23 protein-coding genes are annotated in these 26,821 nt (G+C 57.2%); 15 read left to right on the top strand and 8 right to left on the bottom strand.

Features of this window, described 5'->3' with window-relative positions:
- The first annotated feature begins 147 nt into the window (after positions 1–147).
- The 8 genes from rnr to alr all read left to right on the top strand — a co-directional run bounded on the left by rnr (position 148) and on the right by alr (position 9,858).
- Positions 148–3,648, top strand: coding sequence for a ribonuclease R (gene rnr, locus ACUNV4_RS11235; RefSeq protein WP_430878634.1), 3,501 nt, complete (start codon positions 148–150; stop codon positions 3,646–3,648).
- Positions 3,649–3,664: 16 nt separating this feature from the next.
- Positions 3,665–4,417, top strand: coding sequence for a 23S rRNA (guanosine(2251)-2'-O)-methyltransferase RlmB (gene rlmB / locus ACUNV4_RS11230; protein ID WP_430878633.1), 753 nt, complete (start codon positions 3,665–3,667; stop codon positions 4,415–4,417).
- A gap of 181 nt (positions 4,418–4,598) precedes the next feature.
- Positions 4,599–5,027, top strand: a complete 429-nt coding sequence (rpsF, locus tag ACUNV4_RS11225) for a 30S ribosomal protein S6 (RefSeq protein WP_430878632.1) — start codon at positions 4,599–4,601, stop codon at positions 5,025–5,027.
- A 20-nt stretch (positions 5,028–5,047) separates the two neighbouring features.
- A complete protein-coding gene (gene rpsR, locus ACUNV4_RS11220) occupies positions 5,048–5,272 on the top strand; it encodes a 30S ribosomal protein S18 (protein ID WP_088920025.1) in 225 nt (74 codons plus the stop codon).
- Between the two features lie 150 nt (positions 5,273–5,422).
- The gene (locus ACUNV4_RS11215) at positions 5,423–6,367 is read left to right on the top strand and encodes a hypothetical protein (RefSeq protein ID WP_430878631.1); all 945 of its coding nucleotides are present in this window, start codon (positions 5,423–5,425) and stop codon (positions 6,365–6,367) included.
- Between the two features lie 14 nt (positions 6,368–6,381).
- On the top strand, positions 6,382–6,834 hold the full coding sequence (rplI, locus tag ACUNV4_RS11210; protein WP_430878630.1) for a 50S ribosomal protein L9: 453 nt from the start codon (positions 6,382–6,384) through the stop codon (positions 6,832–6,834).
- A 449-nt stretch (positions 6,835–7,283) separates the two neighbouring features.
- On the top strand, positions 7,284–8,660 hold the full coding sequence (gene dnaB / locus ACUNV4_RS11205) for a replicative DNA helicase (RefSeq protein ID WP_430878779.1): 1,377 nt from the start codon (positions 7,284–7,286) through the stop codon (positions 8,658–8,660).
- Between the two features lie 67 nt (positions 8,661–8,727).
- Complete coding sequence (gene alr, locus ACUNV4_RS11200) at positions 8,728–9,858, top strand: alanine racemase (protein WP_430878629.1); 1,131 nt, start codon at positions 8,728–8,730, stop codon at positions 9,856–9,858.
- A gap of 211 nt (positions 9,859–10,069) precedes the next feature.
- Here the strand turns inward: alr and fdxA are convergent, their stop codons facing one another.
- Entirely contained in the window at positions 10,070–10,393 is a 324-nt protein-coding gene (fdxA, locus tag ACUNV4_RS11195) for a ferredoxin FdxA (protein WP_430878628.1), read from the bottom strand.
- Positions 10,394–10,536: 143 nt separating this feature from the next.
- Here fdxA and galU point away from each other — a divergent pair, with 143 nt between their 5' ends.
- The gene (galU, locus tag ACUNV4_RS11190) at positions 10,537–11,448 is read left to right on the top strand and encodes a UTP--glucose-1-phosphate uridylyltransferase GalU (RefSeq protein WP_430878627.1); all 912 of its coding nucleotides are present in this window, start codon (positions 10,537–10,539) and stop codon (positions 11,446–11,448) included.
- Positions 11,449–11,605: 157 nt separating this feature from the next.
- Entirely contained in the window at positions 11,606–12,880 is a 1,275-nt protein-coding gene (locus ACUNV4_RS11185) for an MFS transporter (RefSeq protein WP_430878626.1), read from the top strand.
- Here the strand turns inward: ACUNV4_RS11185 and ACUNV4_RS11180 are convergent.
- Genes ACUNV4_RS11180 through ACUNV4_RS11170 form a run of 3 tightly spaced genes read right to left on the bottom strand, consistent with a single transcriptional unit; the run spans position 12,862 to position 15,116 of the window.
- Complete coding sequence (locus ACUNV4_RS11180) at positions 12,862–13,521, bottom strand: TPM domain-containing protein (protein WP_430878625.1); 660 nt, start codon at positions 13,519–13,521, stop codon at positions 12,862–12,864. The two genes, ACUNV4_RS11185 and ACUNV4_RS11180, sit on opposite strands and share 19 nt — an antisense overlap.
- 24 nt (positions 13,522–13,545) lie before the next feature.
- Positions 13,546–14,472: a TPM domain-containing protein gene (locus ACUNV4_RS11175; protein ID WP_430878624.1), complete on the bottom strand. Its 927-nt coding sequence runs from the start codon at positions 14,470–14,472 to the stop codon at positions 13,546–13,548.
- A 44-nt stretch (positions 14,473–14,516) separates the two neighbouring features.
- Positions 14,517–15,116, bottom strand: coding sequence for a LemA family protein (locus ACUNV4_RS11170; protein WP_430878623.1), 600 nt, complete (start codon positions 15,114–15,116; stop codon positions 14,517–14,519).
- 162 nt (positions 15,117–15,278) lie between these two features.
- On the opposite strand from ACUNV4_RS11170, the gene ACUNV4_RS11165 reads away from it, so the two are divergent.
- The 3 genes from ACUNV4_RS11165 to ACUNV4_RS11155 are packed head-to-tail and all read left to right on the top strand — an operon-like array spanning position 15,279 to position 18,315.
- Complete coding sequence (locus tag ACUNV4_RS11165) at positions 15,279–17,243, top strand: ATP-binding cassette domain-containing protein (RefSeq protein ID WP_430878622.1); 1,965 nt, start codon at positions 15,279–15,281, stop codon at positions 17,241–17,243.
- A complete protein-coding gene (locus ACUNV4_RS11160) occupies positions 17,240–17,980 on the top strand; it encodes a hypothetical protein (protein WP_430878621.1) in 741 nt (246 codons plus the stop codon). Before ACUNV4_RS11165 ends, ACUNV4_RS11160 begins: the two co-directional genes overlap by 4 nt.
- A 56-nt stretch (positions 17,981–18,036) precedes the next feature.
- Positions 18,037–18,315 (top strand): DUF2970 domain-containing protein, encoded by a 279-nt coding sequence (locus ACUNV4_RS11155; protein WP_430878620.1) that lies wholly within the window; start codon positions 18,037–18,039, stop codon positions 18,313–18,315.
- 168 nt (positions 18,316–18,483) lie between these two features.
- Here ACUNV4_RS11155 and ACUNV4_RS11150 read toward each other — a convergent pair whose 3' ends face one another.
- The 3 genes from ACUNV4_RS11150 to ACUNV4_RS11140 form a co-directional block, all read right to left on the bottom strand.
- The gene (locus tag ACUNV4_RS11150) at positions 18,484–21,282 is read right to left on the bottom strand and encodes a valine--tRNA ligase (protein WP_430878619.1); all 2,799 of its coding nucleotides are present in this window, start codon (positions 21,280–21,282) and stop codon (positions 18,484–18,486) included.
- A 131-nt stretch (positions 21,283–21,413) separates the two neighbouring features.
- Entirely contained in the window at positions 21,414–21,851 is a 438-nt protein-coding gene (locus ACUNV4_RS11145) for a DNA polymerase III subunit chi (protein ID WP_430878618.1), read from the bottom strand.
- Between the two features lie 4 nt (positions 21,852–21,855).
- The gene (locus ACUNV4_RS11140) at positions 21,856–23,346 is read right to left on the bottom strand and encodes a leucyl aminopeptidase (protein ID WP_430878617.1); all 1,491 of its coding nucleotides are present in this window, start codon (positions 23,344–23,346) and stop codon (positions 21,856–21,858) included.
- A 159-nt stretch (positions 23,347–23,505) separates the two neighbouring features.
- Here ACUNV4_RS11140 and lptF point away from each other — a divergent pair, with 159 nt between their 5' ends.
- Positions 23,506–24,630 carry an LPS export ABC transporter permease LptF gene (gene lptF / locus ACUNV4_RS11135; protein ID WP_430878616.1) on the top strand — a complete coding sequence of 375 codons (1,125 nt, stop codon included), beginning with the start codon at positions 23,506–23,508 and terminating at the stop codon, positions 24,628–24,630.
- Positions 24,627–25,754, top strand: a complete 1,128-nt coding sequence (gene lptG / locus ACUNV4_RS11130; protein ID WP_430878615.1) for an LPS export ABC transporter permease LptG — start codon at positions 24,627–24,629, stop codon at positions 25,752–25,754. The genes lptF and lptG overlap by 4 nt, the downstream gene beginning before the upstream one ends.
- A 54-nt stretch (positions 25,755–25,808) precedes the next feature.
- On the opposite strand, the gene ACUNV4_RS11125 is transcribed toward lptG, so the two are convergent.
- Positions 25,809–26,219, bottom strand: a complete 411-nt coding sequence (locus ACUNV4_RS11125; RefSeq protein WP_430878614.1) for an RDD family protein — start codon at positions 26,217–26,219, stop codon at positions 25,809–25,811.
- Positions 26,220–26,821 lie beyond the last annotated feature (602 nt).

The following is a 26,821-nucleotide window of genomic DNA, read 5'->3' as shown; positions in this document are numbered from 1 at the left end:
TCGCCCAACTCGTCGTTGGGAAGCGCGTAATTTACACAAGCTTTTTGCTTTAGTCAACAACCCTGGCAAAACAATTACAGTGGATGCCTACTTGAACATGACGCTTTGGCGTACCCTTGGACACATCATGACTTTACATCGAGCACAATGAGTACAAAAAAACGCGGTAGATCAAGGGCTGACAACGATCCACACCGTTCTCGCGAGCAGTCTCGCTACGACTCTCCGATCGCGAGTCGTGAATTCATCACAACTGTTTTGAAGGAAGAGAAAGGACCAATCGATTACGAAACACTGGCAGAGAAGCTTTCTCTGACCGGCGATGCGGATGCGATGGAGGCACTGCGTCGTCGAGTGGGTGCCATGTTGCGTGACGGGCAGTTGATCCAGAACCGCAAGCGTGGGCTGGTGCCGGTGGACACCGAGGCCTTGATCGCCGGACGCATCAGCGCTCATCCCGATGGTTTCGGTTTTCTGATCACCGATGACGATGACAAGGATGTCTATCTCAATGGCAAACAGATGCGACAGGTGCTGCATGGTGATCGCGTGGTGGTTTGCATAACTGGTACCGATCAGCGCGGACGCCGCGAGGGTCGTATCGTCGATGTGGTGGAGCGCGCCAACAAGACACTGGTCGGACGGCTTTCCATCGACAGGGGCACAGTTGTAGTGTCTCCGGACAACAAGCGTATTCATCAGGACCTGCTGATCGCAGCGGGGGAGTTGTCCGATGCCGTACACGGCGACATGGTGGTTGCCGAGATCATCGAGCAGCCAACGAGACGTCATCAACCGGTAGGTCGAGTGGTGGAAGTGCTGGGACAGCATCTTCGGCCCGGAATGGAGATCGATGTGGCCCTGCACAGCCATGGCATACCATCGGAATGGCCGGAGGCGGTGGTCGAGCAGGCATCGGCGTTCTCCGCGACGGTCAACGAACATGCGGCGGGCAATCGCAAGGATGTTCGACAGCTGTCACTGATTACCATTGATGGGGCGGATGCGCGGGACTTCGATGATGCTGTCTGGTGCGAAAGACTGGACAAGGGTTGGCGCCTGATCGTGGCGATTGCCGATGTCGCCCATTATGTCGATCCCGGATCACCGCTTGATCAGGAAGCCATCGACCGCGGTACCTCTGTCTATTTCCCCGGTCGCGTCGTGCCGATGCTGCCGGAGGTACTGTCCAACGGTCTGTGTTCGTTGAATCCGAACGTCGATCGACTTTGCATGCTGTGCGAGATGACGCTGGATGAAGAGGCCGTCGTGACGAAGACTCGTTTTCACAATGGCATCATGCGCTCTCATGCCAGACTGACTTATGACCAGGTCAGTGAAATGCTGAGCGAACCGGCTTCCCCGCTGCGCGACAAGCATCAGCCTCTGGTGCCGATGATCGAGGAGTTGCATCGGCTGTACAAGGCGTTGGCGCAAAAGCGCAGGAAGCGAGGAGCCATCGAATTCGATTCCAATGAGACTCACATCATTTTCGATGAGAACAAGAAGATCAGAGAGATTGTGCCCATCCAGAGAAACGATGCACACAAGCTGATCGAAGAATGCATGATTCTGGCGAATATCGAGGCTGCGGCATTTCTCGAAAAGCATGAAATTCCGGCCTTGTATCGCGTGCACGCTGGTCCCAAGGCCGAGCGCCTGGTTGACTTGCGAGCCTTTCTGGCGCTGCGTGGTCTGACGCTGGGTGGCGGCGAGTCGCCTACCGCTCTTGACTACGCTGCGCTGGCAGAAGATATCCGGGATCTGCCCGATCGCAGTGTCATCCAGACCGTGATGCTCAGGTCGATGCAGCAGGCGGTGTACCAGCCAGCCAATGAAGGCCATTTCGGTCTGGCGCTGGAACAGTATGCTCACTTCACGTCGCCGATTCGCCGCTACCCGGATCTGCTGGTGCATCGAGCCATCAAGCATCTGATATCACGTCGCAAGGTGAGCGATTACCGCTACTCTCGCGAGGCCATGCAGGCCCTGGGTGAGAGTTGCTCGATGACGGAACGACGCGCCGAAGAGGCGTCTCGCGAGGTGGTTGCCTGGCTGAAGTGCGAGTACATGCAGGAACATGTCGGCAGTGAGTTCAAGGGTGTCATTTCTGCCGTGACCTCCTTCGGCCTGTTTGTCGAGCTGACAGGTATACATGTCGAGGGTCTGGTGCATATCACGAACCTGTCCCGTGACTACTACCGCTTCGACCAGGCAGCGCAGTCTCTGACGGGTGAAAGAACCGGCAGGCAATACCATCTGGGGGATGCCATCGTCGTTCGCGTGGCTGCCGTGAATCTCGAGGATCGCAAGATCGACTTCAATGAGGTCGAGCACCGGTCATCCCGCGGCAAGGCGGCGAGGCGCAAGGCGCCTGTCAATGCCGTGCAGTCGAGCGCCGTGCAGCCGAGTATTGCGGCGGCTGGGCAGGCAGCAGAAGGTCAGCAGCCGAAGAAGATCAAGTCAGCCGAGCAGCGGCGCAAGGAGAAGCGACGTCGCAAGCAGAAACGACGCGACCTGAAGCGAGCCGAGCAGCGGGCGGCGAACAGGGCTGCGGCGTCTGCGCAAGGTCAAGCCGAGGCAATGACCGGCGCACCGGAAACGGTGCCACAGGGCAAGGCATCGCTCATTGACCCGGTCATCACCAATACCACGGGCAGACAGAAGGGCAAGATGGCCGAGAACGATTCGGCACGAGAGCTTCACATGGAGACGGAGCAGAAGGCAGCCAGCAGTGCGGTGTCGAAGAAGACCACGACCCGGCAGGCAGCGGCGAAACAGGCAGTGTCGAAGAAAGCGGTGGCGAAGAAAGCTGCGGCGAAGGAGGTGGTCTCGAAGACAGCCGCGACGCCGGTTGCCGTATCGAAGAAGACTGCCGCGAAAAAGGCCATCACCAGAAAGGCTACCTCGAAAAAGGCTGTTGCGAAGAAGGCCGCAGCGAGTATGGCTGTTGCAGAGGAGGCCGTGTCCTCGCAAGTCGCTGCTTCAGACACGGTATCGAGTACAACCGCTGCCGCCAGCACGGTGGTCGCAGGGAAAACGGTGACGAAGAAGTCGGTGGCGAAAAAAGCCGCTACGAAGAAGGTGGCTACGAAGAAATCTACGGCGAAAAAGTCCGCCGCGAAGAAGGCCGTCACGAAAAAGGCTGCGGCGAAGAAGGCGGTTGCGAAGAAGGTGGCTACGAAGAAAGCTGCGGCGAAGAAGGCAGTCGCCAAAAAAGCCGTGACGAAGAAGGCTGTTGCGAAGAAGGCAGTCGCCAAAAAAGCCATCACGAAGAAGGCTGTTGCGAAAAAGGCAGTCGCCAGAAAAGCCATCACGAAGAAGGCTGCGGCAAAAGGGGCTGTTGTCAGAAAGGCCGTCGCGAAGAAAGCAGCCGGCAAGAAGGCCGTGGCGAAGAAGGCGGTCACGAAAAAATCCGTGTCGAAGAAGGCTGCAGGAAAGGCGGTATCGAAAAAGGTGGCGACCAGAAAGAGCGCTGCCAGCAAGGCTGTAACCGGCAAGGTGACGTCGAAGAAGGTCGCGGCCGGCAAGGCAGTTGCGAAGAAGGCTTCAGCAGGCGGGCGTCACGGCGAGTCGAGCGCCGGTCGCAAGAAATCGGCATCGCGCGGCAAGGCGACTGCGGGCAAGACATCCGGAGACGCATCCTGATGAGGTGTTCGGATTCATGACTGAGCAATATGTGGGTGGCCTGCACAGCGTGAAGGCTGCTTTGAAGAGCTCCGCTGGCGAAATCGATTGCCTTTTCGTGCAGAAAGGGCGTCGTGATACCCGGTTACGGGATCTTCAGGTTCTGGCTGGCAAGCACGCCATCGAGGTGCAGGAGGTCAATCGGGCGACGCTCAATGAGCTGGTTGCCGACGTTCAGCACCAGGGGGTTGTCGCTCGGCTCAAGGGCAGCTCTGCAGGAGTTCGCCGGAATCTGGGTGAATTCGTGCAGCAGTTGTTGTTCGAGGAGCGGGACAGCAGTCTCTTGTTGCTGGTGCTGGATGAGGTGCAGGATCCACACAATCTGGGAGCCTGTTTGCGCAGTGCAGACGCCGCGGGGGTTGATGCTGTGGTGGTTCCTGCCGATAACAGTGTCGGCCTGACGCCCGTGGTACGAAAAGTGGCTTCGGGAGCTGCCGAATCGGTGCCGTTGTTCCAGGTCAGCAATCTGCAGCGAGCGCTGAGCGAGCTGCAGGATCTGGGGGTCTGGGTGTTTGGGGCTGCCGGTGAAGCCAGTGACAGTCTGTTTGATCTGGATCTGACCGGTCATGTTGCACTGGTGATGGGGGCGGAAGGGCGTGGAATGCGTCGTTTGACTCGAGAGCGCTGCGATCAGCTGTACCAATTGCCCATGAAGGGGGCGGTCAGCAGTCTGAATGTGTCAGTGGCTGCAGGTATCAGTCTTTTCGAGGTCGTTCGGCAGCGGGGTTGATCCGGCCGCAATTCGCGTTACGACAGGGCAGGCGAGTGGCGTGATCCGCTACTCGATTGCTTGTCACGTATTGAAAAACAAGTTATGATTGAAAGGCTTTGTCAACCGGCAAGGTAAACTTCCTCGTCCAGTCCTGTATCTCCTCGGTATCGGGGCGGGCGTTAATCCACAGGGAGCAATAATGCGCCATTACGAAATCGTGTTTCTGGTCCACCCTGACCAGAGCGAGCAGGTGCCTGCGATGATCGAAAGATATCGCGGAATCATCGAAGCTCAGGACGGTGTCATTCATCGTCAGGAAGATTGGGGACGTCGTCAGCTCGCGTATCCCATCAACAAGATCTACAAGGCCCATTACACACTCATGAACATCGAGTGTGGACAGCAGGCGCTGGACGAACTGACCAGTGCATTCAAATTCAATGACGCCGTCATCCGCCACATGGTTCTGTTGCGTGACGAAGCGATCACGGAAGCCTCACACCTGATCAAGAAAGAAGAATCTCGTGGTGACGAAGAGCGTCGCGCACGCAGCAGCGACGATGATTCCGGTAGCTCGGATGCAGAGACTGCAGCACCTGCCGCTGCAGCTACTGACGCCGCCAACTGATCCCACCAGGAGAATTCATCATGTCACGTTATTTTCGTCGCCGTAAATACTGCCGTTTCACTGCCGAAGGCATCACTGAAATCGACTACAAGGATCTTGAACTGCTCAAGGGTTTCGTTACCGAAACCGGCAAGATCGTTCCCAGTCGCATCACGGGTACCAAGGCTCGCTATCAGCGTCAGCTGGCCACGGCCATCAAGCGCGCACGATACGTTGCCCTGCTGCCCTATACCGATCAGCACTAGAACTTTCGAATCTGGCGGCAAGTCGGAATGCATGTCTCCGATGGTGAGTCCGTTCAGCTGCCAACGAGCAGCTGGACCGGTTTTTTCGGAGATTCCGACTGACGCAACAGGGGTGACGTCGATGAGGTCGTTCAACAGGGTTGGCAGATCATGATAGGTCTGGCCAGAATTGCCGATCGAGGGCCGTTTGTCGCGGCCGCTCTGGCAGCTGCCCTGTTGCTGGCGGCCTTGTGGCTGCCTGCATTGGTTGCAGCTGGCAATATGTCAGGAATGCTGATACTGGCGAGCATGGCTTCCATGTTCTTCCTGATCGCCAGTGCGGCGGTAGTGGCCTTTGTCGCGTTGCGACACGGGGAACTTTCCGCGATTCAGGTGGTGGGCGGTTGTCTTGTCATGCTGATCGTGGTGTCCATCGTGTTGTACCAGTCGCCGATCCATGTACCGCTGGTGGCCAGTGTGTTCTGGTTGCCGGCAATACTGGCGGGCATGGTGCTGGCGCGTTCGGTGAAGCTCGATTATGCCGTTCTGACCATCGTCGCCTGTGGTGTGGTGGTCGTCATCGGTCTGAGCCTGATCACCGGCGACAGCACCGAGTTCTGGCGTTCCCAGTTCGGTAGTGCGGTCGTGATGGAGGAGGATGCAGCCGCGCTGAGTGTCGAGCAGCAGGAAGCCTTCATGACCACCATGGCCAGAATGATGACAGGGGCTCTGGGTGTTTCTGTGGTCAGTATCGCGCTGGGTGCATTGTTTCTGGCGCGTTCCTGGCAGGCGGGTCTGTTCAATCCGGGCGGATTCCAGAAGGAGTTTCACGCACTATCGCTGGGCCGCAATGCAGCCTTCGCATGTGTCCTGATCGTTGCTCTGGCCATCATGATGGGTGGGCAACTGGCCGGGGCCATCGCAATGGTCGTGATATTCGCTTTTTTCGTACAAGGGCTGGCCGTGACTCACGCGTTGGTCAAACAACGCGGCATGCACCGCTACTGGCTGCACGGAATCTACGTGCTGCTGCTGCTGCCGCATACTTTGCTTTTACTGGCAGCGCTGGGTCTGGCGGATAATCTGTTCAGCCTGCGGCGCTCCAAGAATGTCTGATTGGAGAATTTATAATGCAAGTCATACTGCTTGAGAAAATCGACAAGGTCGGTCTGCTGGGTGATTTGGTAGATGTGAAGGCCGGTTACGCACGGAACTTCCTGCTGCCACAGGGCAAGGCTGAAATGGCCACACCTGACAACCTTGAAGCATTCAAGCAACGCCGTGCCGAGCTGGAAAAGCAGCAGGAAGAGGCGCTGTCCGAGGCGAATTCTCGCAAGGCCGCTCTCGAAGGCACTACCGTGAGCATCACGTCACGTGCCGGAACAGAAGGCAAGCTGTTCGGTTCCATCGGAACCGAGGAAATTCGTGCGGCGTTCGAAACAGCTGGCCAGACTGTCGAGAAGAAGGAAATTCGTCTGCCTGAAGGTCCGCTGCGCAACGTCGGTGAGCATCCCGTCACACTGCATCTTCATGCTGATGTGGATGTTGAAGTCATCGTCAACGTGGTTGGCGAAGAAGTCTGATTCTAATCTGTCGGTCCCGGATGACGATCATCTGATCGTCGCCGGTGATACCCTGTGGTGGGATGCCGGGGTGTTGGATGCAAGATTGCGTCAGGCTCGCAGTGTACGATGCCAAGCGTGTCTGACCATGTGACACTCGCATGGGAAATGGGCGGATAATCCTGATCTGTTCGGGGATTGAGTGCCCTTCAGTCACCTGATTATCAGCGCCAAGCCGGAGTAACTTGCAGATGGTTCATACGCCCGAAGATTTTGGTTTTCCTACGGCGATGGAGCAGGATGAGTACGGTGCGCCTCTGGATGCGTCACCGGAGGATTTTGGTGTGGATCTGGCGGCTTTTGGCCCCCCGGAAGCACCCCCCAACCCCCATCCGGGGTATGGTGGCGCGCAGAACGATAACTGGCAGGGCGGCGGTTCACGTTCCGGCAAGCGTTCCACGAAACAGTTGATGGAGCAGCTGGCCAAGCGTCGCAACAACGAGCCACCTCAATCACTTGAAGCGGAACAGGCGGTTCTGGGTTGCCTGATGCTGGAGGCCAACGAAGCCTTCGACAAGGTGTCGGAAACGGTCAGTGAATCCGACTTCTATCAGTTCAATCATCGCCTGATATTCCGTGCAGTCTCGGCACTGGCCATCGAAGGGCGGCATCCCGACGTGGTGACCGTGACCGGCTGGCTGCAGACACAAGGGGATCTTGAAGATGCCGGTGGCCTGAACTATATCGGTGCACTGGTGGAAGTGACTCCCAGTGCCAGCAACATCAAGGCCTACGCCGAGATCGTGCGTGAACGATCAGTGCTCCGACAGTTGATTGCGGTGGCCAACGAGATCGCAGACAGTGCCTATGATGCGGGCGGCAGAAGCTCGAAGGACCTGCTGGACGAGGCCGAGACCAAGGTGTTCGCGATTGCCGATCAGACGGCCAGGGGCGGCGGCGGCTTTCATGACATCAAGAGCGTCCTGTCGGGCGCCATCGAACGCATCAACATGCTGTTCGAATCCGATGACGCGATCACTGGCTTGTCGACCGGATTCACCGAGCTGGACGAGAAGACCAGCGGATTGCAGAAATCGGATCTGATCATCGTCGCGGGGCGTCCTTCCATGGGAAAGACAACATTCGCGATGAATCTTGCGGAAAATGCGGCCATGGTGTCGGATGCACCGGTTGCCATCTTCAGCATGGAAATGCCGGCCGAGCAACTGGGCATGAGGATGATCTCCTCGCTTGGGCGGGTGGAGTTGCAAAAGCTGAGAACCGGCAAGCTGATGGAGCAGGATTGGCCAAGGATCACCTCGGCCATCACCTTGTTGAACCAGAAACGCAATGTCTACATCGATGATACGCCAGCCCTGACGCCAACCGATCTGCGCGCTCGCTGTCGGCGTCTGGCGCGTGAGCATGGCATCAGCCTGATTGTCATCGACTATCTGCAGTTGATGCAGATTGCCGACAGCAAGGAGAACCGAACCAGTGAAATATCGGAAATCTCTCGCTCTCTCAAGGCACTGGCCAAGGAATTGCAAGTTCCTGTCATTGCATTGTCCCAGCTCAATCGAAGTCTGGAGCAACGTCCGGACAAGCGCCCCGTCATGTCCGATCTGCGCGAGTCCGGCGCCATCGAGCAGGATGCCGATGTCATCATGTTCATCTATCGCGATGAGGTGTACAACCCCGAAGATGAAGCCAGCAAGGGGCGGGCGGAAATACTGATCAGAAAGCAGCGAAATGGACCGGTCGGGACAGTGCATCTTACCTTTCTGGGGCAATATACCCGTTTCGAGAACTATTCTCCGGAAGTCATGACAGGTGAATTTTCCTGATGGGTGGTAACGTTTGATGGCACATGAATTCATGGCTTCACGCGAATTGGGTCAAGGGTCCGCGGACTTGAACAGACGGTCGGTCACCATCACGGTCAATCTGCCGGCCTTGCGTCAGAATCTGGCCACAGCCCGACGACTGAGCGGCGGTTGCCGGCAGTTTGCCACCATCAAGGCCGATGCCTATGGGCACGGAGCGGTGGCCGTCGCACATGCATTGTCACCGCGAGCCTCGAAGCGTCAGTACAGTGAACCGGCATCGGCGACCAATGAGCCAACCGTCGCAGTGGCTGATGGCTTTGCCGTCGTGACACTGGAAGAGGCGCTCGAACTTCGTCAGTCCGGCATTCGTCAGGCGATACTGGTTCTGCAAGGGCCGCAGAACGGGGAATCCGCATCGCAGATGAAGCGGCATCAGTTCTGGCCAGTGATACATGATCGGCATCAGTACGAATGGTTCCGGCAACATCCCGATTGCGGTGAATTGCGCGCCTGGTTGAAGGTCGACAGCGGTATGGGTCGCCTGGGTTTCCAGCCGGAGGAGGCCGCTCGCATTCTGGCTTCAGACGACAAGGTGTTCTGGTCAGGTTTGATGACCCACTTTGCCTGTGCTGATGAAACCGGCAATCCGTTCACCGAGCAACAGGTCAGCCGGTTCAACGGCGTGCAGCCGCCCATGGCGCTGCAACGCTCCATGGCCAATTCCGCAGCCGTACTGGCATGGCCGATCAGTCGAGCCGACTGGGCGCGGCCAGGTATCATGCTGTACGGATGCAATCCGCTGGATCGTGAGCTGGCCAATGACGTTGTGCTGCATCCGGTCATGACCGTGGAGGCGCCATTGATCTCCGTGAAACTCATGAAGCGAGGAGCCGGCATCGGGTATGCGCAGGCATGGCGGTGCCCGGAAGACATGCCCATCGGTTACGTGGCAGCGGGTTATCGAGATGGCATCCCCAGGGTTCTGGATGAATCTGCCCGTGTGAGCATTGCCGGATGCCAATGCCCTGTGGTCGGACGGGTATCGATGGATTCGTTTGCTGTTGATCTGCGCCAGGTTCCGGAGGCGCGAGTGGGCGACGCAGTGGAGTTGTGGGGAAAGAACAATCCGATCGATGAACTGGCCAGAGCCGCCGGTACCATCAGCTATGAATTGCTGACATCGATTCGTGGCAAGCGCATCTATATCGATAGGTGACCAGAGTTCAGTACTGTTTTTTACTTTTTTGCAACACCCTGCTCATGAAACTCTGGGTATCCTAACCTTCGTTGTCGTGACAGTCGGACCTGAATCGCTCCCGTTCCAGCTTCGGGTACCTTCTGAGCCTCAACTCTGACTGCCCGTGGAACGTGTCATGCACGTAACGGGCAGATGATAGGGATAGCTGAAAACAGTCAGGCTGTATGGATCAACGCTCCAGATATTGCAATTTGTCGGTCTTGCCCTCCCACTCCTTCGCATCTGCCGGAGGATCTTTCTGTACAGTGATGACCGGCCATACGGCCGATAGTTCGGCATTGAGCGCCAGAAAGGGCTCATCTTCGGGTTTCATGTCCTCTTCGGCAACGATGGCGTCAATCGGGCATTCAGGCTCGCACAATGAGCAGTCGATGCACTCTTCGGGATCGATGACCAGAAAATTGGGACCTTCATGGAAACAGTCGACAGGGCAGACTTCCACGCAATCGGTGTACTTGCACTTGATGCAGTTTTCGGTAACCACGAAGGTCATGAGCAGGTCTCTTTTTTTGGCTTGACTGTTGCAAATATTAGCAAATTCGCGGGTTTTGGTATGACCCACGTGTGTTGCTCCTTAACACCCGATGATACCGTAGGGACACCAGGGCAGTCATCGGAATGGATCTATAAAACATTATGAAAGCGATCAAGAAGGCAGTATTTCCGGTAGCAGGCATGGGCACGCGTTTTCTGCCGGCAACCAAGGCCAATCCGAAGGAAATGTTGCCGGTAGTGGACAAACCTCTCATCCAGTATGCGGCAGAGGAAGCAGTAGCTGCGGGTGTCGACACGCTCATCTTCGTTACGGGCCGCAACAAGCGCTCGATCGAGGATCATTTCGACACGGCCTACGAGCTGGAGCGCGAGCTCGAAGCCAAATCCAAGGACAAGATGCTCGAGGTACTGCGCAGCATTCTGCCGAGTCATGTCAATTGTGTATTCATACGTCAATCGCAGGCGCTGGGCCTGGGCCATGCGGTGTTGTGCGCACGCCCCGTGGTGAATGACGAGCCCTTTGCCGTCATCCTGGCGGATGATCTGATCAATGCCGGTGACAACGAAAAGCCTTGTCTCAGCCAGATGGTGGACCTGTTCAATTTTCAGCATTGCTCCATTCTGGGTACCGAACAGGTGCCGAAGGAAGACGTCAGCTCCTACGGTATCGTGGACGGCGTGGTGGTCAAGCCGGGCCTCATGGAAGTGTCGGGCATCATCGAAAAACCTCCGGTGGACAAGGCGCCCAGCAATCAGGCTGTCGTGGGACGCTACATTCTGACGCCGCGAATTTTCGAATTGTTGGAAAATACCAAGCGCGGTGCCGGTAACGAGATTCAACTGACTGATGCGATTGCCGATCTGCTCAAGGAGCAGCGCGTACTGTCGTACAACTTCAAGGGTCGCCGCTTCGACTGTGGCAGCAAGCTCGGTTATCTGAAAGCGCAGGTGGAATTTGCTCTGGAGCATGAGGAAGTCGGCGTTGAATTTCGCGAATTCCTGAATACGCTCAGTGCTCGCGAAGACCAGAAGGTTGTCGCCCTCAAGAAGTGATGAACAAGCGGGTCGTCACGGCGATCACGGCGACGGTTTGCTGATTCAGGACAGAACCCGTCCGATCCTGCTTCGCAGTCACAAGCTCGGATTGTGACTGCGAAGTCGTCAAGAGAGTATGCTGCGGGGCCTCGTCGTCTCTTCTGGCACGTTTTCCATGCAGTCGCGCAAGGCCTCTCTGGCCATCTTCGGTGTGTTTTTCTTCGAGTCCTCGGTCCTCGGTCAGTGGATTCCGCGCATACCTGATATCAAGAACGCACTCGGTCTGTCGGATGGCAGTCTGGGGCTGGCGCTTCTGATGATGCCATTGGGCACACTGATCGGATTCTCCGTGGCAGGGCGTATTGTCGAGTGGTCCGGACTGCGCAATGCCTGTCGGATTTTCCTGCCCCTGTGGGCCATTCTCTTCGTGGGACCGGCTCTGGCCGCCACATTCCTGCAACTCAGTGTGGCGCTGATTCTGAGCGGGCTGGCAATCGGCATGATCGAAACGGCGATGAATACCGAGGCAGCGCGAATCGAACGCGTGGCAGGCAAGCGCCTGATGTCCCGGTGTCATGGATTCTGGAGTCTGGGGACCATGTTCGGTGCCCTGATGGGTGGAGCACTGGCGCAAGCCGGTTTTTCCGTGTCCATGCATTTTCTGTTGGTCATGCCGCTGATCGCGCTTTGCGGATACCTGGCCGCTACCGCCTTGCCCCGTCTTGGCGGTCGCCCGTATGGGGTGTCAGCCGAGGATGCTGCGTGGACAGGCGATCAGGACCGTCTTGCCGAGGCAGCACTGGCAGAGGAAAGTGGATTGACGCCGAAGGAGCCACGCCTGCCGGAACTGGCCGATGATGGCGCTGGCGCAGGTCTGTTCACCTTGCCATCTTCTGCCATGGTGCTGCTGTGTCTCATGCCACTGGGCATCATGATGGTGGAGGGGGCCTTCATCGACTGGTCTGCCGTATTCATGCGTGACGTGCTGGCCGCCGGACCTCTGGTCATTGCCGTGGCCTACTCGTCCTTCTCGCTGGTCATGGCCGCGGTACGTCTCTCCGGAGACTGGCTGGCGACTCGTTACGGGGATGAATTGATCGTGAAGGTGTCAGGACTGGCAGCTTGTGTGGGGATCACGATGTTCGCTCTGGCACCGTCTACACCCTGGGCCTTTGTCGCCGCAGCGTTGTCCGGAGCGGGGGTTGCCATCGTGTTTCCTCTGGCGGTGAGTGCTGCGGCCAATCGCCCTGGCAGGTCTTCGGCAGGGAATGTGGCCTCGCTGAACATGATTTCCTTCAGTGCCTTTCTGGTCGCGCCACCCGTGATCGGTTTTGTTTCCGAACTGCTCGGCTTGCGAATCGCGCTGCTGTGTCTGGCTCCGCTGGCATTTCTGACATTTCTGTTGGCAGGTGAGGTTGCCGGGAAACGGCCTCAGACTTCTATCAGGTGATTCGGCAGTTCATCCGGATTGCCCTCGGGGGCGGGGAAGTGTTCCCATAACAGCGTCTGGCACTGATCAAGCGCACCATCAAAGCCGGCAGCGATATCACCTCGTTGCACCTGCGCGATGAAACCCTGCACGATTGCCTCCCAGCGCTGATTGTCGATCACTTCGGCCACGCCGGTATCGACGATGATCTCGACATAGTGCTCGGCGACCGATACGAATATCAATACTCCGGTGCGTTCTCGAGTCAGATGCAGTTTCTGCAGAAAGAACTGCTCACGAGCGTGGCGAGCCGCTCGTTGTTGCTTGACGGAGCGAGGAATCATCCAGAGCCTTGCCTGAGGCAACTGGAACAGCACCCCCAGACCGAGAAAGGTCAGAACCTGTGCCGGATAGAGCCAGGTCCAGGTAGCGGAGGCAAGGTCGGAATCCTGAACCGTCCAGGCGCTGCCGGCAATGCTGTTCCAGAGGTAATGCAACCCCGGAACACTCAGGGCGAGCAATGCAGCCCACAGCATGGGAATGTATCGGTAACCGTCGCTCTGTTGTGCAATGACGGTCACGACTTCGGCATGGGTACGCGATTCTGTCTGCCGGATCTTGTCGGCCAGTCTCTCTTTTTCCGCATCGTTCAGAAACGCCATGTCAGCTGTTCTCCACACTCACGCCTACCATCCCCCGGATGCACCGCCGCCGCCAAAGCTGCCACCACCACCACTGAAACCGCCGCCTCCCAGGCTGCCGCCACCACGAAAGCCGCCGCCTCCGATATGCCCGGTACGGCGGGTTCTGCCGGTACCGCCACCGCCCTTGCCAGAGCCCATGAAGTAGACAAAGAGAAAGGCGACAACCGCTGCCGCCAGGCCGATCAGAAGGTTGCCCGAGCCCAGTGTGACCGCCAGTCCCGCAAAACCTGCCGGAAAGGCGCCGTTGGCAGCCTTGCGATGGCCCGTCTTGCGGAGCAGGTGCGGGACTCCCACCATGGCAATGAATATCAGTGGTATGAAATTACCGATCTGACGACTGACGGAGTCGGATCGACGTTGCTTGCCACCACTCTCCGCGGCAGTGTATTCGCCCCGGATTGCCTGCAATATGGCATCGACACCTTGCTGGATGCCGGTCGAAAAGCTGCCCTGGCGGAAGGCGGGCAGTATCTCGCGCTGGATGATGATGCTGGACAGGGAATCGGTCAGGGCTCCTTCCAGTCCGTAACCGACCTCGATGCGCACCTTGCGTTCATTCGGGGCCACCAGCAGCAATACGCCGTTGTCATTCTCGGATGTGCCGATCTGCCAGAAACGGCCCAGGCGGTTGGCATAGTCCGCGATGTCTCGACCATCGAGTGATGTGATGGTTGCGATGACCAGCTGATTACCGGTTTCCTGCTCATGTGCTTCGAGTTGGGCGGTCAGCGAAGTCTCTTCCGAAGCATTCAGCAGCTCTGCCTGATCCACGACTCGACCGGTCAGCACTGGAAAATCGGCCTGCGCCTGCACCAGGCCGGCAAGACACAGCAGGTAAAGCGCAAGCAGCAGACGGACCGGGCTTGCGAAATTCGTACTCGTGGTGGAAGTGATCGAGATTGCAGCCATGTCTATCTGCCCGAGCCGGAAGGAGGCGGCGTGTGCTGCCGAAATCAGTTGCTGTTGAATTCAACTGTCGGATTGACGGCATCAGCTTCGCTGATCGTGAAATTCTCCTTGGGCTGCATGTCCGAATACATGAAACGATGCCACCAGCGACCGGGGATCGTGCGCAGCTCCGTATTGTAGGTCTGTACCGCCTGGATGTAGTCTCGTCGAGCGACACTGATCCGGTTCTCCGTGCCTTCCAGCTGTTGTTGAAGTGCCAGAAAATTCTCGTTCGACTTCAGGTCGGGGTAGGCTTCAACGACCACCATCAGACGTTGCAGGGCAGAGCTCAGTGCGCCCTGATTGGCCTGGAACTGCTGGAAGGCTTCCGGGTTTGTCAGAATTTCCGGAGAGATGTTCATCTGTGAAACACGCGTGCGGGCCTCGGTGACTTCGGTGAGCACATCGCGCTCCTGAGAGGCAAACCCTTCAACGGTATTGACCAGGTTGGGAATCAGGTCTGCACGTCGCTTGTACTGGTTCTGGACTTCGCTCCAGCGACCGTTGACCGCTTCGTCATAGGTGGGGATGTTGTTGATACCGCAACCGCTGAGCATGACCAGGGCTGTCAGGACACAAAGGGTTCGAAAGGACTTGCTGATCACGATAATGTTCTCCGGTGTGATGCTGCGGATGATAGCAGAAGCGTTGTCGGGCCCCGCGTGAGGTAGCGGGACAGCGCCTTTGTCGTCGGTGAAACATCGTGTCATGGAACGCTTCAGCAAACGAATGAGTCCTTGCGGCTCAGGAGTGCGTAAAATGCGGGCATGCTCAGTTTCAATGATGTCGCCTGTAGACGCGACGGTAAACGCCTGTTCGGCGATGTCGACTTCGTGATACATGCTGGCCAGAAAGTCGGCTTGACCGGCGCCAATGGCACAGGCAAATCGAGCCTGTTCGCGATGATACGTGGCGGCCTCGAGCCGGACACCGGCAGCATCAGTCTGCAGCAACAGGTGGGTATCACGCATGTAGCGCAGGAAACGCCGTCCTCCGATCGTTCTGCACTGGACTATGTCATCGACGGCGATGAGCGTATCCGCTCCCTGCAGTCTGCCATCGAGGCTTGTCCGGATGACCAGGGTGAGCGCCTGGCGAGCCTGTTGGCAGATCTTGAACAGGCCGGAGGCTATACCGTGCATTCCCGTGCCGGCGCATTGCTCAACGGTCTGGGTTTTGCCACACAGCAGCACCAGTGGCCGGTATCGCGATTTTCAGGCGGATGGCGCATGCGGCTCAACCTCGGGCAGGCACTGATGAGCCCCAATGAGCTGTTGCTGCTGGATGAGCCAACCAACCATCTGGATCTGGATGCCGTGTTGTGGCTGGAAAGCTGGCTGCGGCAACGAGAGGGAACGCTCATTCTGGTATCTCACGATCGTGAATTTCTCGATGCCGTAACCAACATGACCCTGCATATCGAATCCGGGGAAGTGACACTGGTCAGCGGCAATTACACCGCCTTCGAGCGCTGGCGTGCTGCGCGTCTCGTCAACCAGCAGGCCGCCCATGAGAAGGCGCAGGCGCGACGTCGCGAGTTGCAGGGGTTTGTCGATCGCTTCCGCGCCAAGGCCAGCAAGGCGCGACAGGCGCAAAGTCGCCTGAAGATGCTCGAGCGGCTGGGTGAAACCCAGGCCGTACGTCCCGACTCGCCGTTCACCTTCGGATTTCGCACGCCCGATACCATGCCGAGTCCGTTGGTGGTGCTGCAGAAGGCCGATCTGGGTTATGCAGAGACCACGGTACTGAACAAGGTCAACCTGACCGTGCAGAGCGGTGATCGCATCGGATTGCTGGGCGTGAATGGCGCGGGTAAATCCACTCTGGTAAAGGCTCTGGTCGGTTCCCTGGCATTGCAATCGGGAAATCGTGTGCCGGCACAGAAGCTGCGAATCGGCTATTTCGCACAGCATCAGGTCGATCAGCTGCGCGGCGATCAGACGCCGCTGCAGGCGCTGATGAGTCATGATCCGACGTTGAGTGAAACCCAGGCTCGGACTTTTCTCGGCACATTCGGCTTTTCCGGCGAACGTGCCTTGCAGATTACCGGCACACTGTCAGGTGGTGAACGTGCCCGCCTGGCGCTGTCTTTGATCGTTCAGTCACGACCGAATCTGCTGCTGCTGGATGAACCTACCAATCATCTCGACATTGTCATGCGACAGGCCCTGGCCGATGCACTGGTGGCTTTCGAAGGTGCCTTGCTGGTGATATCACACGACAGAACGATGCTGCGGGCAGTGGTCGACGACTTGTGGCTGGTGGCAGGCGGTGAGTTGAAGCCCTTTGATGATGATCTTGATGGCTATGCCCGCTGGCTTGCCAATCAACGGCAGAGTATGGCTTCAGAGTCGGATCAGGTGTCAGAGACCGACGCCGGTTCATCCGCCACAGGTCAAGCAGGCAACGCCGTGGCAGTCAATGCACCTGCGGTTCCGGATCGGCGTACGCAGAAGCGCCTGGAGGCGGAACGTCGAACGCGACTGGCACCCTTGAGCCGTGCCGTTGCCGATAGCGAAAGAATCCTGGACAAGGCGAGTAACCGTCTGGCAATGGTGCGTGAGAAGCTGTCCGATGAAGGACTATACAATGAGGACAGGAAAGCGGAATTGACCGACCTGCTCGCAGAAGAGCTTGCTGCGCGACAGGAAGTGGACAATGCGGAAGAGAAATTGCTTGAGAGCATGGAATTACTCGAATCAGCCAGCCAGGCATCAGAGGAAAAACAATGACTTTCACGAATTCACGCAAGACGGTAACCGGTGCCACACTGGTGCTGGGCTCGATGATGATGGTGCCCGGTGTACTCCAGGCTGACTCACTGGGGGCGCTGGGTAATCTGGATCAGACACGTTTCGAAGAGCTGGCAGAAAATCTCGGGGCAGCCACGCACTACAAGAGCGTCACACCTGCCGAAGGACTGGGCATCATCGGTTTCGATGTGGGATTCAGTCTGTCGAGCTCGGATATCGACAGTGAGCTGTTCGATGACGCCAGTGAAGGTTCATTCGACGCCAGCGATTTCAACCTGGCGCGCGTTCAGGTTCACAAGGGTTTGCCCTTCGGCCTGGATATCGGTGCGTCGATCGCCAGAGGTATCGATAACGATGCGACAGTGCTGGGGGCGGAATTGCGCTACGCATTGCTCGATGGCGGGATCGTTTCGCCAGCAGTCGGGCTGCGCGCCAGTTACAGCCAGATGGAGGGAATCGATGATCTTGACGTGAACAATGCGGCGCTGGAATTGAGTATTTCCAAGGGTTTTCTGGTACTCACGCCCTATGCCGGAATCGGGATCGTGCGAACGAAGGCAGATCCGGCGGCAGAGACCGGCCTGATGGAGGAGTCGGTGGATCTGGAAAAGCTGTATGTAGGTCTTACCATCAATCTGGGCCTTGCGGTAACGCTGGAAGCCGATCAGACTGGTGATATCAACACCTACACTGCCAAGGCAGGAATACGTTTCTAGACGTCAGGATGGCCGCCGCATGCGGCGGCTGCAACTGGCTGGAGAAGATGATTCAGATGACAGATGCACATGACCCGTCAGCTACTGCACCGACACCTGACGCTGTTCCGGCGTCGAGGCAGGAGGAGCAATCTGCCGCGCGTACCGGAACCGGGTTCTGGCAAATTGCCCAGAGCGTGGGGGCAGGTCTGATCGGTGTTCAGTCAAGAAAGAATCGCGAGCGTGATTTCACCCAGGGCAAGCCGATTCATTTTCTGATTGGCGGTGTGATCGGTACTGCGCTGTTTCTGCTGTGTGTCTGGCTGCTGGTTCAATACCTGCTGGCGACGAGCTGAAGCGCGACGCTGCGCGTTCGGGGAACTTGCGGCGCGTCGCCGCATTCGCCGTGTTGTCAGGGCTCGAGCCATGGCTCTTTCAAGCGATACGATGCAATGATGGATGGGCTCTGATGGGTCACACGCGCTGCCCATGGGGTACAGCGCGTGTGTGACATTGGCCTCTGCCTACATGGCAGCAATGCGTTCCCGTTGTTGCTCCAGCTGCTGCAATGAAGCCTTGGCATCATCCAGCTTGCGTTGCTCGCCTTCCACCACACTGGCTGGCGCCTTGGCCGTAAAGCCGGGATTGCTCAGTTTGCCAGTCAGACTGGTGACCAGTTTCGTCAGCTTGTCGATCTCTCGTGTCAATCGAGTCAGTTCGGCTTCCTTGTCGATCAGACCGGCCATCGGAATCAGCAGCTTCAGCTGATCGACCAGTGCAACCGCCGATTCCGGAGCTTCGGCATCGGCATCCAGTACCGTGATCGTGTCGAGTCTGGCCAGGAATGTCAGCAGCTCGGAATGCCGTTCCAGCCGTTCCTTGTCGACGGCAGAGGATTCTGCCAGATACAGCGGCAGGCGTTTGCCCGGATTGATGTTCATTTCGGCGCGGATGCGTCGAACGCCCATGACTACCTGTTTGACCCACTCGATTTCATCAAGCGCCTGTTCATCCACCAGCTGGCTGTCGCTGATCGGGTAGGGCTGCAGTGAAATGGTAGGTCCGGACTTGTCTGCCAGTGGCGCGACCTGCTGCCACAGTTCTTCGGTAATGAACGGCATGATCGGGTGGGCCAGCCGCAGAGTGGTTTCCAGCACACGAACCAGGGTAGTGCGAGTGGCCTGCTTCTGCGCCTCGCCGGTTTCACCATTGAGGACAGGTTTGGCCATTTCCAGGTACCAGTCGCAGTATTCGTTCCAGATGAACTCGTACAGCGCCGTGGCGGCCAGATCGAAGCGATATTCCTCGATATGCGTGGCCACAGCCGCCTCGGTATGTTGCAGCTGACTGATGATCCAGCGATCGATGGGATTGAGTTCAGCCGGGACGTCACTGGCATCCATGCCTTCCGTGTTCATCAGTACATAGCGCGTGGCATTGAACAGCTTGTTGCAGAAGTTGCGGTAACCCTCCACGCGTTTCAGGTCGAAACGGATATCACGTCCGTTGGAGGCCAGAGAGGCGAAGGTGAACCGAAGTGCATCGGTACCGTAGCTCGGGATGCCGTCGGCAAATTCCTTGCGCGTCTGCGCCTCGATGGCCTTTGCCTTGTGATCCTGCATGAGGTTGGCAGTGCGCTTCTCCACCAGGGCTTCCAGCTCGATCCCGTCGATGATATCCAGCGGGTCGAGTACGTTGCCCTTGGACTTCGACATCTTCTGTCCGGCGGAGTCCCTAACCAGTCCATGCATGTAGACATCGCGGAACGGTACCTCGCCATCCATGAAATAGGTGCCGAACATGACCATGCGGGCCACCCAGAAGAAGATGATGTCAAAGCCCGTGACCAGCACGGTGCCGGGGTAGAAGGTCTGCAGTCGTTCGGTTTTTTCCGGCCAGCCCAGAGTGGCGAAAGGCCACAGGGCCGAGGAGAACCAGGTGTCCAGCACATCGTCGTCCTGGCGCAGAGGCAGGTCGGCGGCCAGGGAATACTTGGTACGAACCGCCGCTTCGCTTTCGGCCACATAGATGTTGCCGGCGTCGTCATACCAGGCAGGTATGCGATGCCCCCACCAGATCTGTCGACTGATGCACCAGTCTTCGATGTTTTCCAGCCACTGGTTGTAGGTACGAGACCAGTTACCGGGTACGAAATCGATACGTCCGCTGGCCACGGCGTCCAGTGAAGGCTTGATGATGGCCGTGTGTCCACCCGGGCGACCGTCCGGCTGGACGTCTCGTGTCAGGTCGACGTACCACTGGTCGGTCAGGTAAGGCTCGACCACGGCACCGGAGCGGTCACCGCGCGGAACCATCAGCTTGTGGGCCTTGGTCTCGACCAGCAGACCGGCTGCCTCCATATCCGCAATGATTCGCTTGCGAGCTTCGTAACGGTCCAGACCGCGATAGGCTTCGGGCACCGAATCGTTCATGGCGGCGTCGTCGGTCAGCACGTTGATGACTTCAAGCTTGTGGCGCAGGCCGAGTGCATGGTCATTGAAGTCGTGGGCCGGGGTTATCTTGACGCAGCCGGAACCGAATTCCGGGTCGACATAGTCATCGGCAACGATGGGAATCTCGCGGCCTACCAGTGGCAGCGTGATGGTCTTGCCCACCAGATGACTGAAACGTTCGTCATCGGGGTGAACCGCAACAGCGGTATCGCCCAGTAGCGTTTCAGGGCGAGTGGTGGCAATGATCAGAGAACCGCTGCCATCGGTGAGTGGGTAACGGAAATGCCAGAGATTGCCGTCTTCCTCTTCACTGAGCACTTCCAGGTCAGACAGGGCGGTGTGCAGAACCGGGTCCCAGTTGACCAGACGTTTGCCACGATAGATCAGGCCATCGTCGTGCAGGCGGATGAACACTTCCTGTACGGCTCTGGACATGCCTTCGTCCATGGTGAAGCGTTCCGCCTGCCAATCCGGAGAGGCGCCGAGGCGACGCAGCTGGCGCGTGATGTTGCCACCGGATTCTTCCTTCCACTGCCAGACCCTGTCCAGGAAGGCGTCACGGCCCAGATCGTGGCGCGTCTTGCCTTCCTTGTTGATCTGTCGTTCGACCAGCATCTGCGTGGCGATACCGGCGTGATCGCAACCTGGCTGCCATAATGTGTTGTCGCCGAGCATGCGATGGTAGCGAATCAGCGCATCCATGATCGTGTCCTGGAATGCGTGGCCCATGTGCAGGGTTCCAGTCACATTGGGTGGCGGGATCATGATGCAGTAGGGATTGCCTTCCCCCCGGGGAGCAAAGTAGCCCTTGTCTTCCCAGGTGCTGTACCAACGCTCTTCGATGGCTTGCGGGTTGTATGTCTTGTCCATCGGGATAGTCTACTTCTTCGGTTGTGTCTGAGGGCTGTGTAGCAATGGCACAAGTCAGTTCACGATAGCCATGGTGCAGAGCGCTATCGGCTGTCCGGCCGAGCTTGGAGTATAAAGGCAGTTGGTCAGGATCACTGAATCTTGTGGTGGTGCAGCGGGTAACCGCGCTGCTGGTAGAAACGATAACGCAGACGACCGGCACTTTGAACCTCTGCCTGCTCATTGACAACTTCCAGCGTGCGTTCGAAGCGCGAGAAGAACGGGGGAACGTCGCTGGCCAGATTGATCAGCAGATTGCGGTCGCTGGCCGGTTCGCCGGTAGACAGATGCACCGGATCGTTGTCGCTGCTGCTGGCTACATGATCGGCAGCCAGTCGCTGATGGGCAATGAAGCTCATGGCGCGAAAATCCCACAAGCATGCATCCAGTTGTTCGAGTTGCAATTCCGAGTCACTGTAGATGAAGACCTTCTGGCGGACGCCAATGGCCTTTTCGGCCAGCTTGCAGACCAGATGAAGCCGTGCAAGCGGGTCATCACCCGCCAGCACGTAGAAATCGATTCGGGTCACGCTGTCAGTCCAGTCGATTGAACAGGTAGTTCATCAACAGGGGGACTGGACGACCGCTTGCTCCCTTGTCCTTGCCACTGGTCCAGGCGATACCTGCGATATCCAGATGCGCCCAGTTGAACTGAGTGGCAAATCGCGACAGGAAGCAGGCCGCCGTGATGGTGCCGGCAGGGCGACCTCCGATATTGGCCATGTCGGCAAAGTTCGAATCCAGCTGAGTCTGATAATCGTCCCACAGAGGCAGCGACCAGCATCTGTCACCACTGCGTTCACCCGCTGCTACCAGTGCATCGATCGTTTCCTGGTGATTGCCGAGCACCGCGCTGGCAACATGACCCAGAGCGATGATGCAGGCTCCGGTGAGTGTGGCCATGTCGATGACCGTGTCCGGCTTGAAACGTTCGGCATACGTCAAGGCATCGCACAGCACCAGTCGGCCTTCTGCATCGGTATTGAGAATCTCGATACTCTGACCGGACAGCGAGGTCACGACATCGCCGGGTCGGGCGGCATTGCCGTCGGGCATGTTCTCGGCAGCGGCAACGATGCCGATGACATTCAGAGGCAATTGCAGACTTGCCACTGCATGCATGACACCGAAGACACTGGCGGCACCGCACATGTCGTACTTCATCTCATCCATGGACTCGGATGGTTTGATCGAGATACCACCGGTGTCGAAGGTAACGCCCTTGCCGACAAGCACGATCGGTTTGCCTGCGCGCTTCTGCCCCTGATGTTCCATGACGATGAGCTTGCCGGCTTGCTGACTGCCGCGCGATACCGCGAGGAAAGCACCCATGCCCATGGCTTCCATCGCTTCTTCGTCGACAATGGTGGTTGTCAGGGAAGCATGCTCGGTAGCCAGTGCCTCGGCCCGTTCGGCCAGGTATGACGGTGTGCAGATATTGGGTGCAAGATTTCCCAGATCCCGAGTGAGATGCATGCCTGTTGCCGTCGAGGTGCCACGCTGCACCGCTGTTGCGGTCTCTTCAAGCTGCGATCTGTCAACGCTCAGGACACATTCTTCCAGTGCAGGGGACGACGGTGTGTCACGCCGCGGGTGCAGATCGAAAACGTAGGCACTGTTGATCAGATCGCACGCCAGTTGCTCGGCCAGATCCGCAGCCGACAGGGTTTCATCCGAGATCGTGTTCAGGCTGTCGCTGATGAGTTGTGTGGCCGGAGTTGCCAGCACGGCCTTGCTGGCAGCCTTGCTGGATGCTCGCCACACATTCGCTGAAAATGTCTTGCGTTCTCCGAGACCGACCAGCAGGATTCGCGAGGCGGTAGTGCCAGGCATCGCATGCAACAGCAGCGTTTCGGCTTTTTCACCTTTGAAATCGCCGTTGGCGTACAGGGCCTTGAGTTGTCCATCGGACTCCTTGTCGATCTTGCGAGCCGCTCCTTTCAAGCGACCATCGGCAAACAGGAAAAGCAGTTGGCAGGCGTTGTCGGTGGTTCGAGGCAGGCGGTTGGCGACATTGATTTGCATGGTGTCAGGAAATTTCCGAGTATCTGTTCTCCACTAGTGTACTGCAGCTTATGAAGTACACTTGTCATTGGCAACCGTGAGTCACACGTTGTCGGAGATGCTTGAGCTCGTGAAGACAGGCTGAACGTCCACCGCCTGTACCTGGATACGCTGCAAACTATGCGAATACTGGATCGCTACCTGATGAAGGAGATGCTGGTCACGTGGCTGGCAGTACTGGTTGTACTGCTCGTCATCATGATCGGCAATGTACTGGGGCGCAGTCTGTCCAGTGTCACCGACGGTGCCATTCAGGCAGACATGCTGCTGATTCTGGTGGGTGTGAAATCCATCAGTCTGCTGGTAACCCTCATACCGCTGGGGCTGTATCTGGGAATACTGCTGGCGCACGGGCGCTTCTATCGCGACAACGAGATGTCGGTCATGCAGGCCTGCGGTGTCGGCTGGCTTGATCTGATGCGACCGACTGCCGTGATCGGATTGCTGGGAGTCATCTTCATTTCCATACTGACCGTCTTTGCCTCTCCCTGGGCTGCACGTTATGAACAGCAACTCAAGCAGACCATCCGGGATCAATCAGCCTTGAGTCTGGTTACTCCGGGCAAATTCATCGAGTCCAGTGATGGCAATACGGTGTTCTTTGCCCGTCAGAGCAATCCCGAGAGAACCCAGTTCAACGATGTCTTCATGTATCGACAGAAAGGGGAGGGCATCCCGGCGGTCGACTCGGCCCGGGTTGCCTCCTATCAGGTAGATCCGGAAACCGGCGATGAATACCTGGTATTCACCGATGGGCAGACCAGTGTCGGCAAGCCGGGGGATGATGAATACACCGTTACCGATTTCAAGCGTCAGGGGATTCTGCGACCCCGAGAAGAAGCCGGAGAGCCTCGTCTGATCATCAAGGGCAAGCGTCTGTCGCAATTGTGGGGTACCGGTGATGCTGCCGATCAGGCCGAGCTGCAATGGCGTATCTCCATTCCGCTGGCAGCGTTGTTGTTGGCTCTGCTGGCCGTTCCACTGAGTTATACCTCGCCACGCGAGGGGCGTTTCGGCAAGATCGCGATAGCCATACTCATCTACATTCCCTACGCCAATCTGCTGGTGCTGATGCGCAAGTGGATAGCGGCGGGAACCGTGCCCGCCTGGGTTGGCTTGTGGCCGGTTCACATGGCTGTGGCCTGTCTCATTCTGTTCTTGCTGGCCAGACGCGTTGGCTGGTCATGGTTGTCAGGTCGTTATCTCTCGGGTTCGTCTTCCGTCAAGGTACAGGGGACTGCATGATGTTCGGCATACTGGACAGATACATCGGTCGTTCCATACTGCTGACCAGCCTGCTGGTCCTGATGACACTGGTTGCATTGGCAAGTATCTTCGCTTTCATCAGCGAGCTCGATGATGTCGGCAAGGGCAGCTATTCGGTATCGGACGCAGCACAGTATGTCTTTCTGACCATACCGGGCAAGGCGTATACGCTGTTTTCACCGGCTGTTCTGCTGGGTAGTCTGCTGGGGCTCGGTGCACTGGCATCCAACAGTGAGTTGACCGTGATGCGCGCGGCTGGCGTCTCGGGTGGGCGCATCATACGGGCCGTTGTCGTGACCGGCGTCGGTCTGATGTTGCTGATCGCCCTGTTGGGCGAGACCATCATGCCGCGTGCTGAACAGATCGCCGAGGAACTCAGGCTGACCGCTTTGGAAAAAAGACTCTCGGTAAAAGGCAGCAGAGGTCTGTGGCTCAAATCGGCAGATCAGTTTGTCAACGTCGGAACCGTGATGCCGGATTTCACACTGCTTGATGTCAGTGTGCATCGCTTCGAGGGCAACTCCCTGAGTATGGCAATGAGTGCTGCACGAGCGCGTTTGCTGAATGATGACTGGTTGCTTGAAGATGTGAAAATGACAAACCTGGGGTCCGATGAAATCTCCAGCGAGCATCTGGACAGCGTTTCCTGGAAGGCGTTTGTCCGTCGAAATACTGTCACATCGGACGATAACGTCAAAAATACTGACGTGCCAGACTTGGTTAGTGCCGATGTTCTGAAAAGTATTTCGGTCTCTCCGGAGAGTCTTTCCGCCAGCAATCTGCATGATCAGGTGCAGTATCTGAAAGCGAATCAACTGGACAGTCGACTGATCGAACTGGCCTTCTGGGTAAAGATCGCTAGCCCCTTGTCGACACTGGTCATGCTCATGCTCTCCTTGCCCTTCGTGTTCGCTTCGCAGCGTTCCGGAGGAGCGGGTCAGAAGATCTTCATCGGCATCATGCTGGGCATCATCTATGTGTTGCTGAACAAGCTCCTTACGCAACTTGCATTGGCGAACGGCTTGTCGCCAATGCTCAGTGCAGCCTTGCCGCTGGTGGTATTTCTGCTCGTCGCCCTGATCGGAATCAAACGCACCACCTGACTGCCTGAGCCGGCCTGTCCGTTTGCCAGGCTCTTGAGTTCGGAGGGTTTGTAACTACTTGTAATACAATACAATTCTAGTCTTGCTGAGCTTGTCGTGCAGGGCTGTATTGTCATCGTTGAACAACATGTAGAACAAGGTGAAGATGAACAGCAGGCTGCCTGAAAGGTAGCGAATCAGGGACTGCTGGAACGAGATGGATTCGTGTTGTCTGCCTTCAACCCTGATGCGCCATGCACTCATGCCGAGTGTCTGTCCTCCATGTCGCCAGAACCAGTCGAAGAACAGAAAACCCACCAGGTACAGAGCGAAATAATAGGCTGGGCTCTGGATGGCTTCGCCATGATTGAAGGCAATGGCAATGGCCGTGATGATGAAGAACAGGGCAATCAACAACAGGCAATCATAAAGAAAGGAGGCGCTGCGTCGAAACATCAAGGAGAAGGTTGATGAAATGTTATGCATTCTGGTTTTCTTGGTCGTGAAACTACACGAAGTTTGAATCGATTATTAAAGCAGGCATGACACATGCGATACCGGTGTAGTTTTTGAATTGCATACAAATCGCACAGCTTTCGTTATAGTTTTGCAAGGGTTTCATTTTTTCATTTGTACGTTGCAGTTGAAATAGTTTTGCATCATGTAGACAATGCGGCCACACGGCATGAGTTGTTAAGGCTTTCGGTTCGTGTTCGAAGTGATGTTTGGCTAGCCAGATTTCAATGTGCATCAAGGTGTTCGATCATGATGGTCCATGGCTTGAGTTTCACCACCAGTGAGTCAGGGAACGGAAGATCGAATGAATGTTGGCAGTCAGTTGGCTGTTCCGGGAGTCTGGCGTCATGGCTCCTGTATTTGATTTTCTACTCAATGGTCAGGAGTTGAACCATGGCACGAATCAGTAAACCGGCTGCAGCCAAGCCTGCTAATGCCACGAAGAAGACTAGCAGCAAAAAGCGCGCTACCAAGAAAAAGGCAACCGGAAAAAAGAAGGCTGCCGGCAAGAAGAAGGCGGTAAGCAAGAAAAAGGCAGTCGGCAAGAAGAAAGCCGTGAGCAAGAAAAAGGC

This window comes from Granulosicoccus sp. 3-233 (assembly GCF_052681095.1).
Note: the sequence above shows the minus strand (reverse complement) of the source record. Positions and strands in the feature narration are given on the sequence as shown.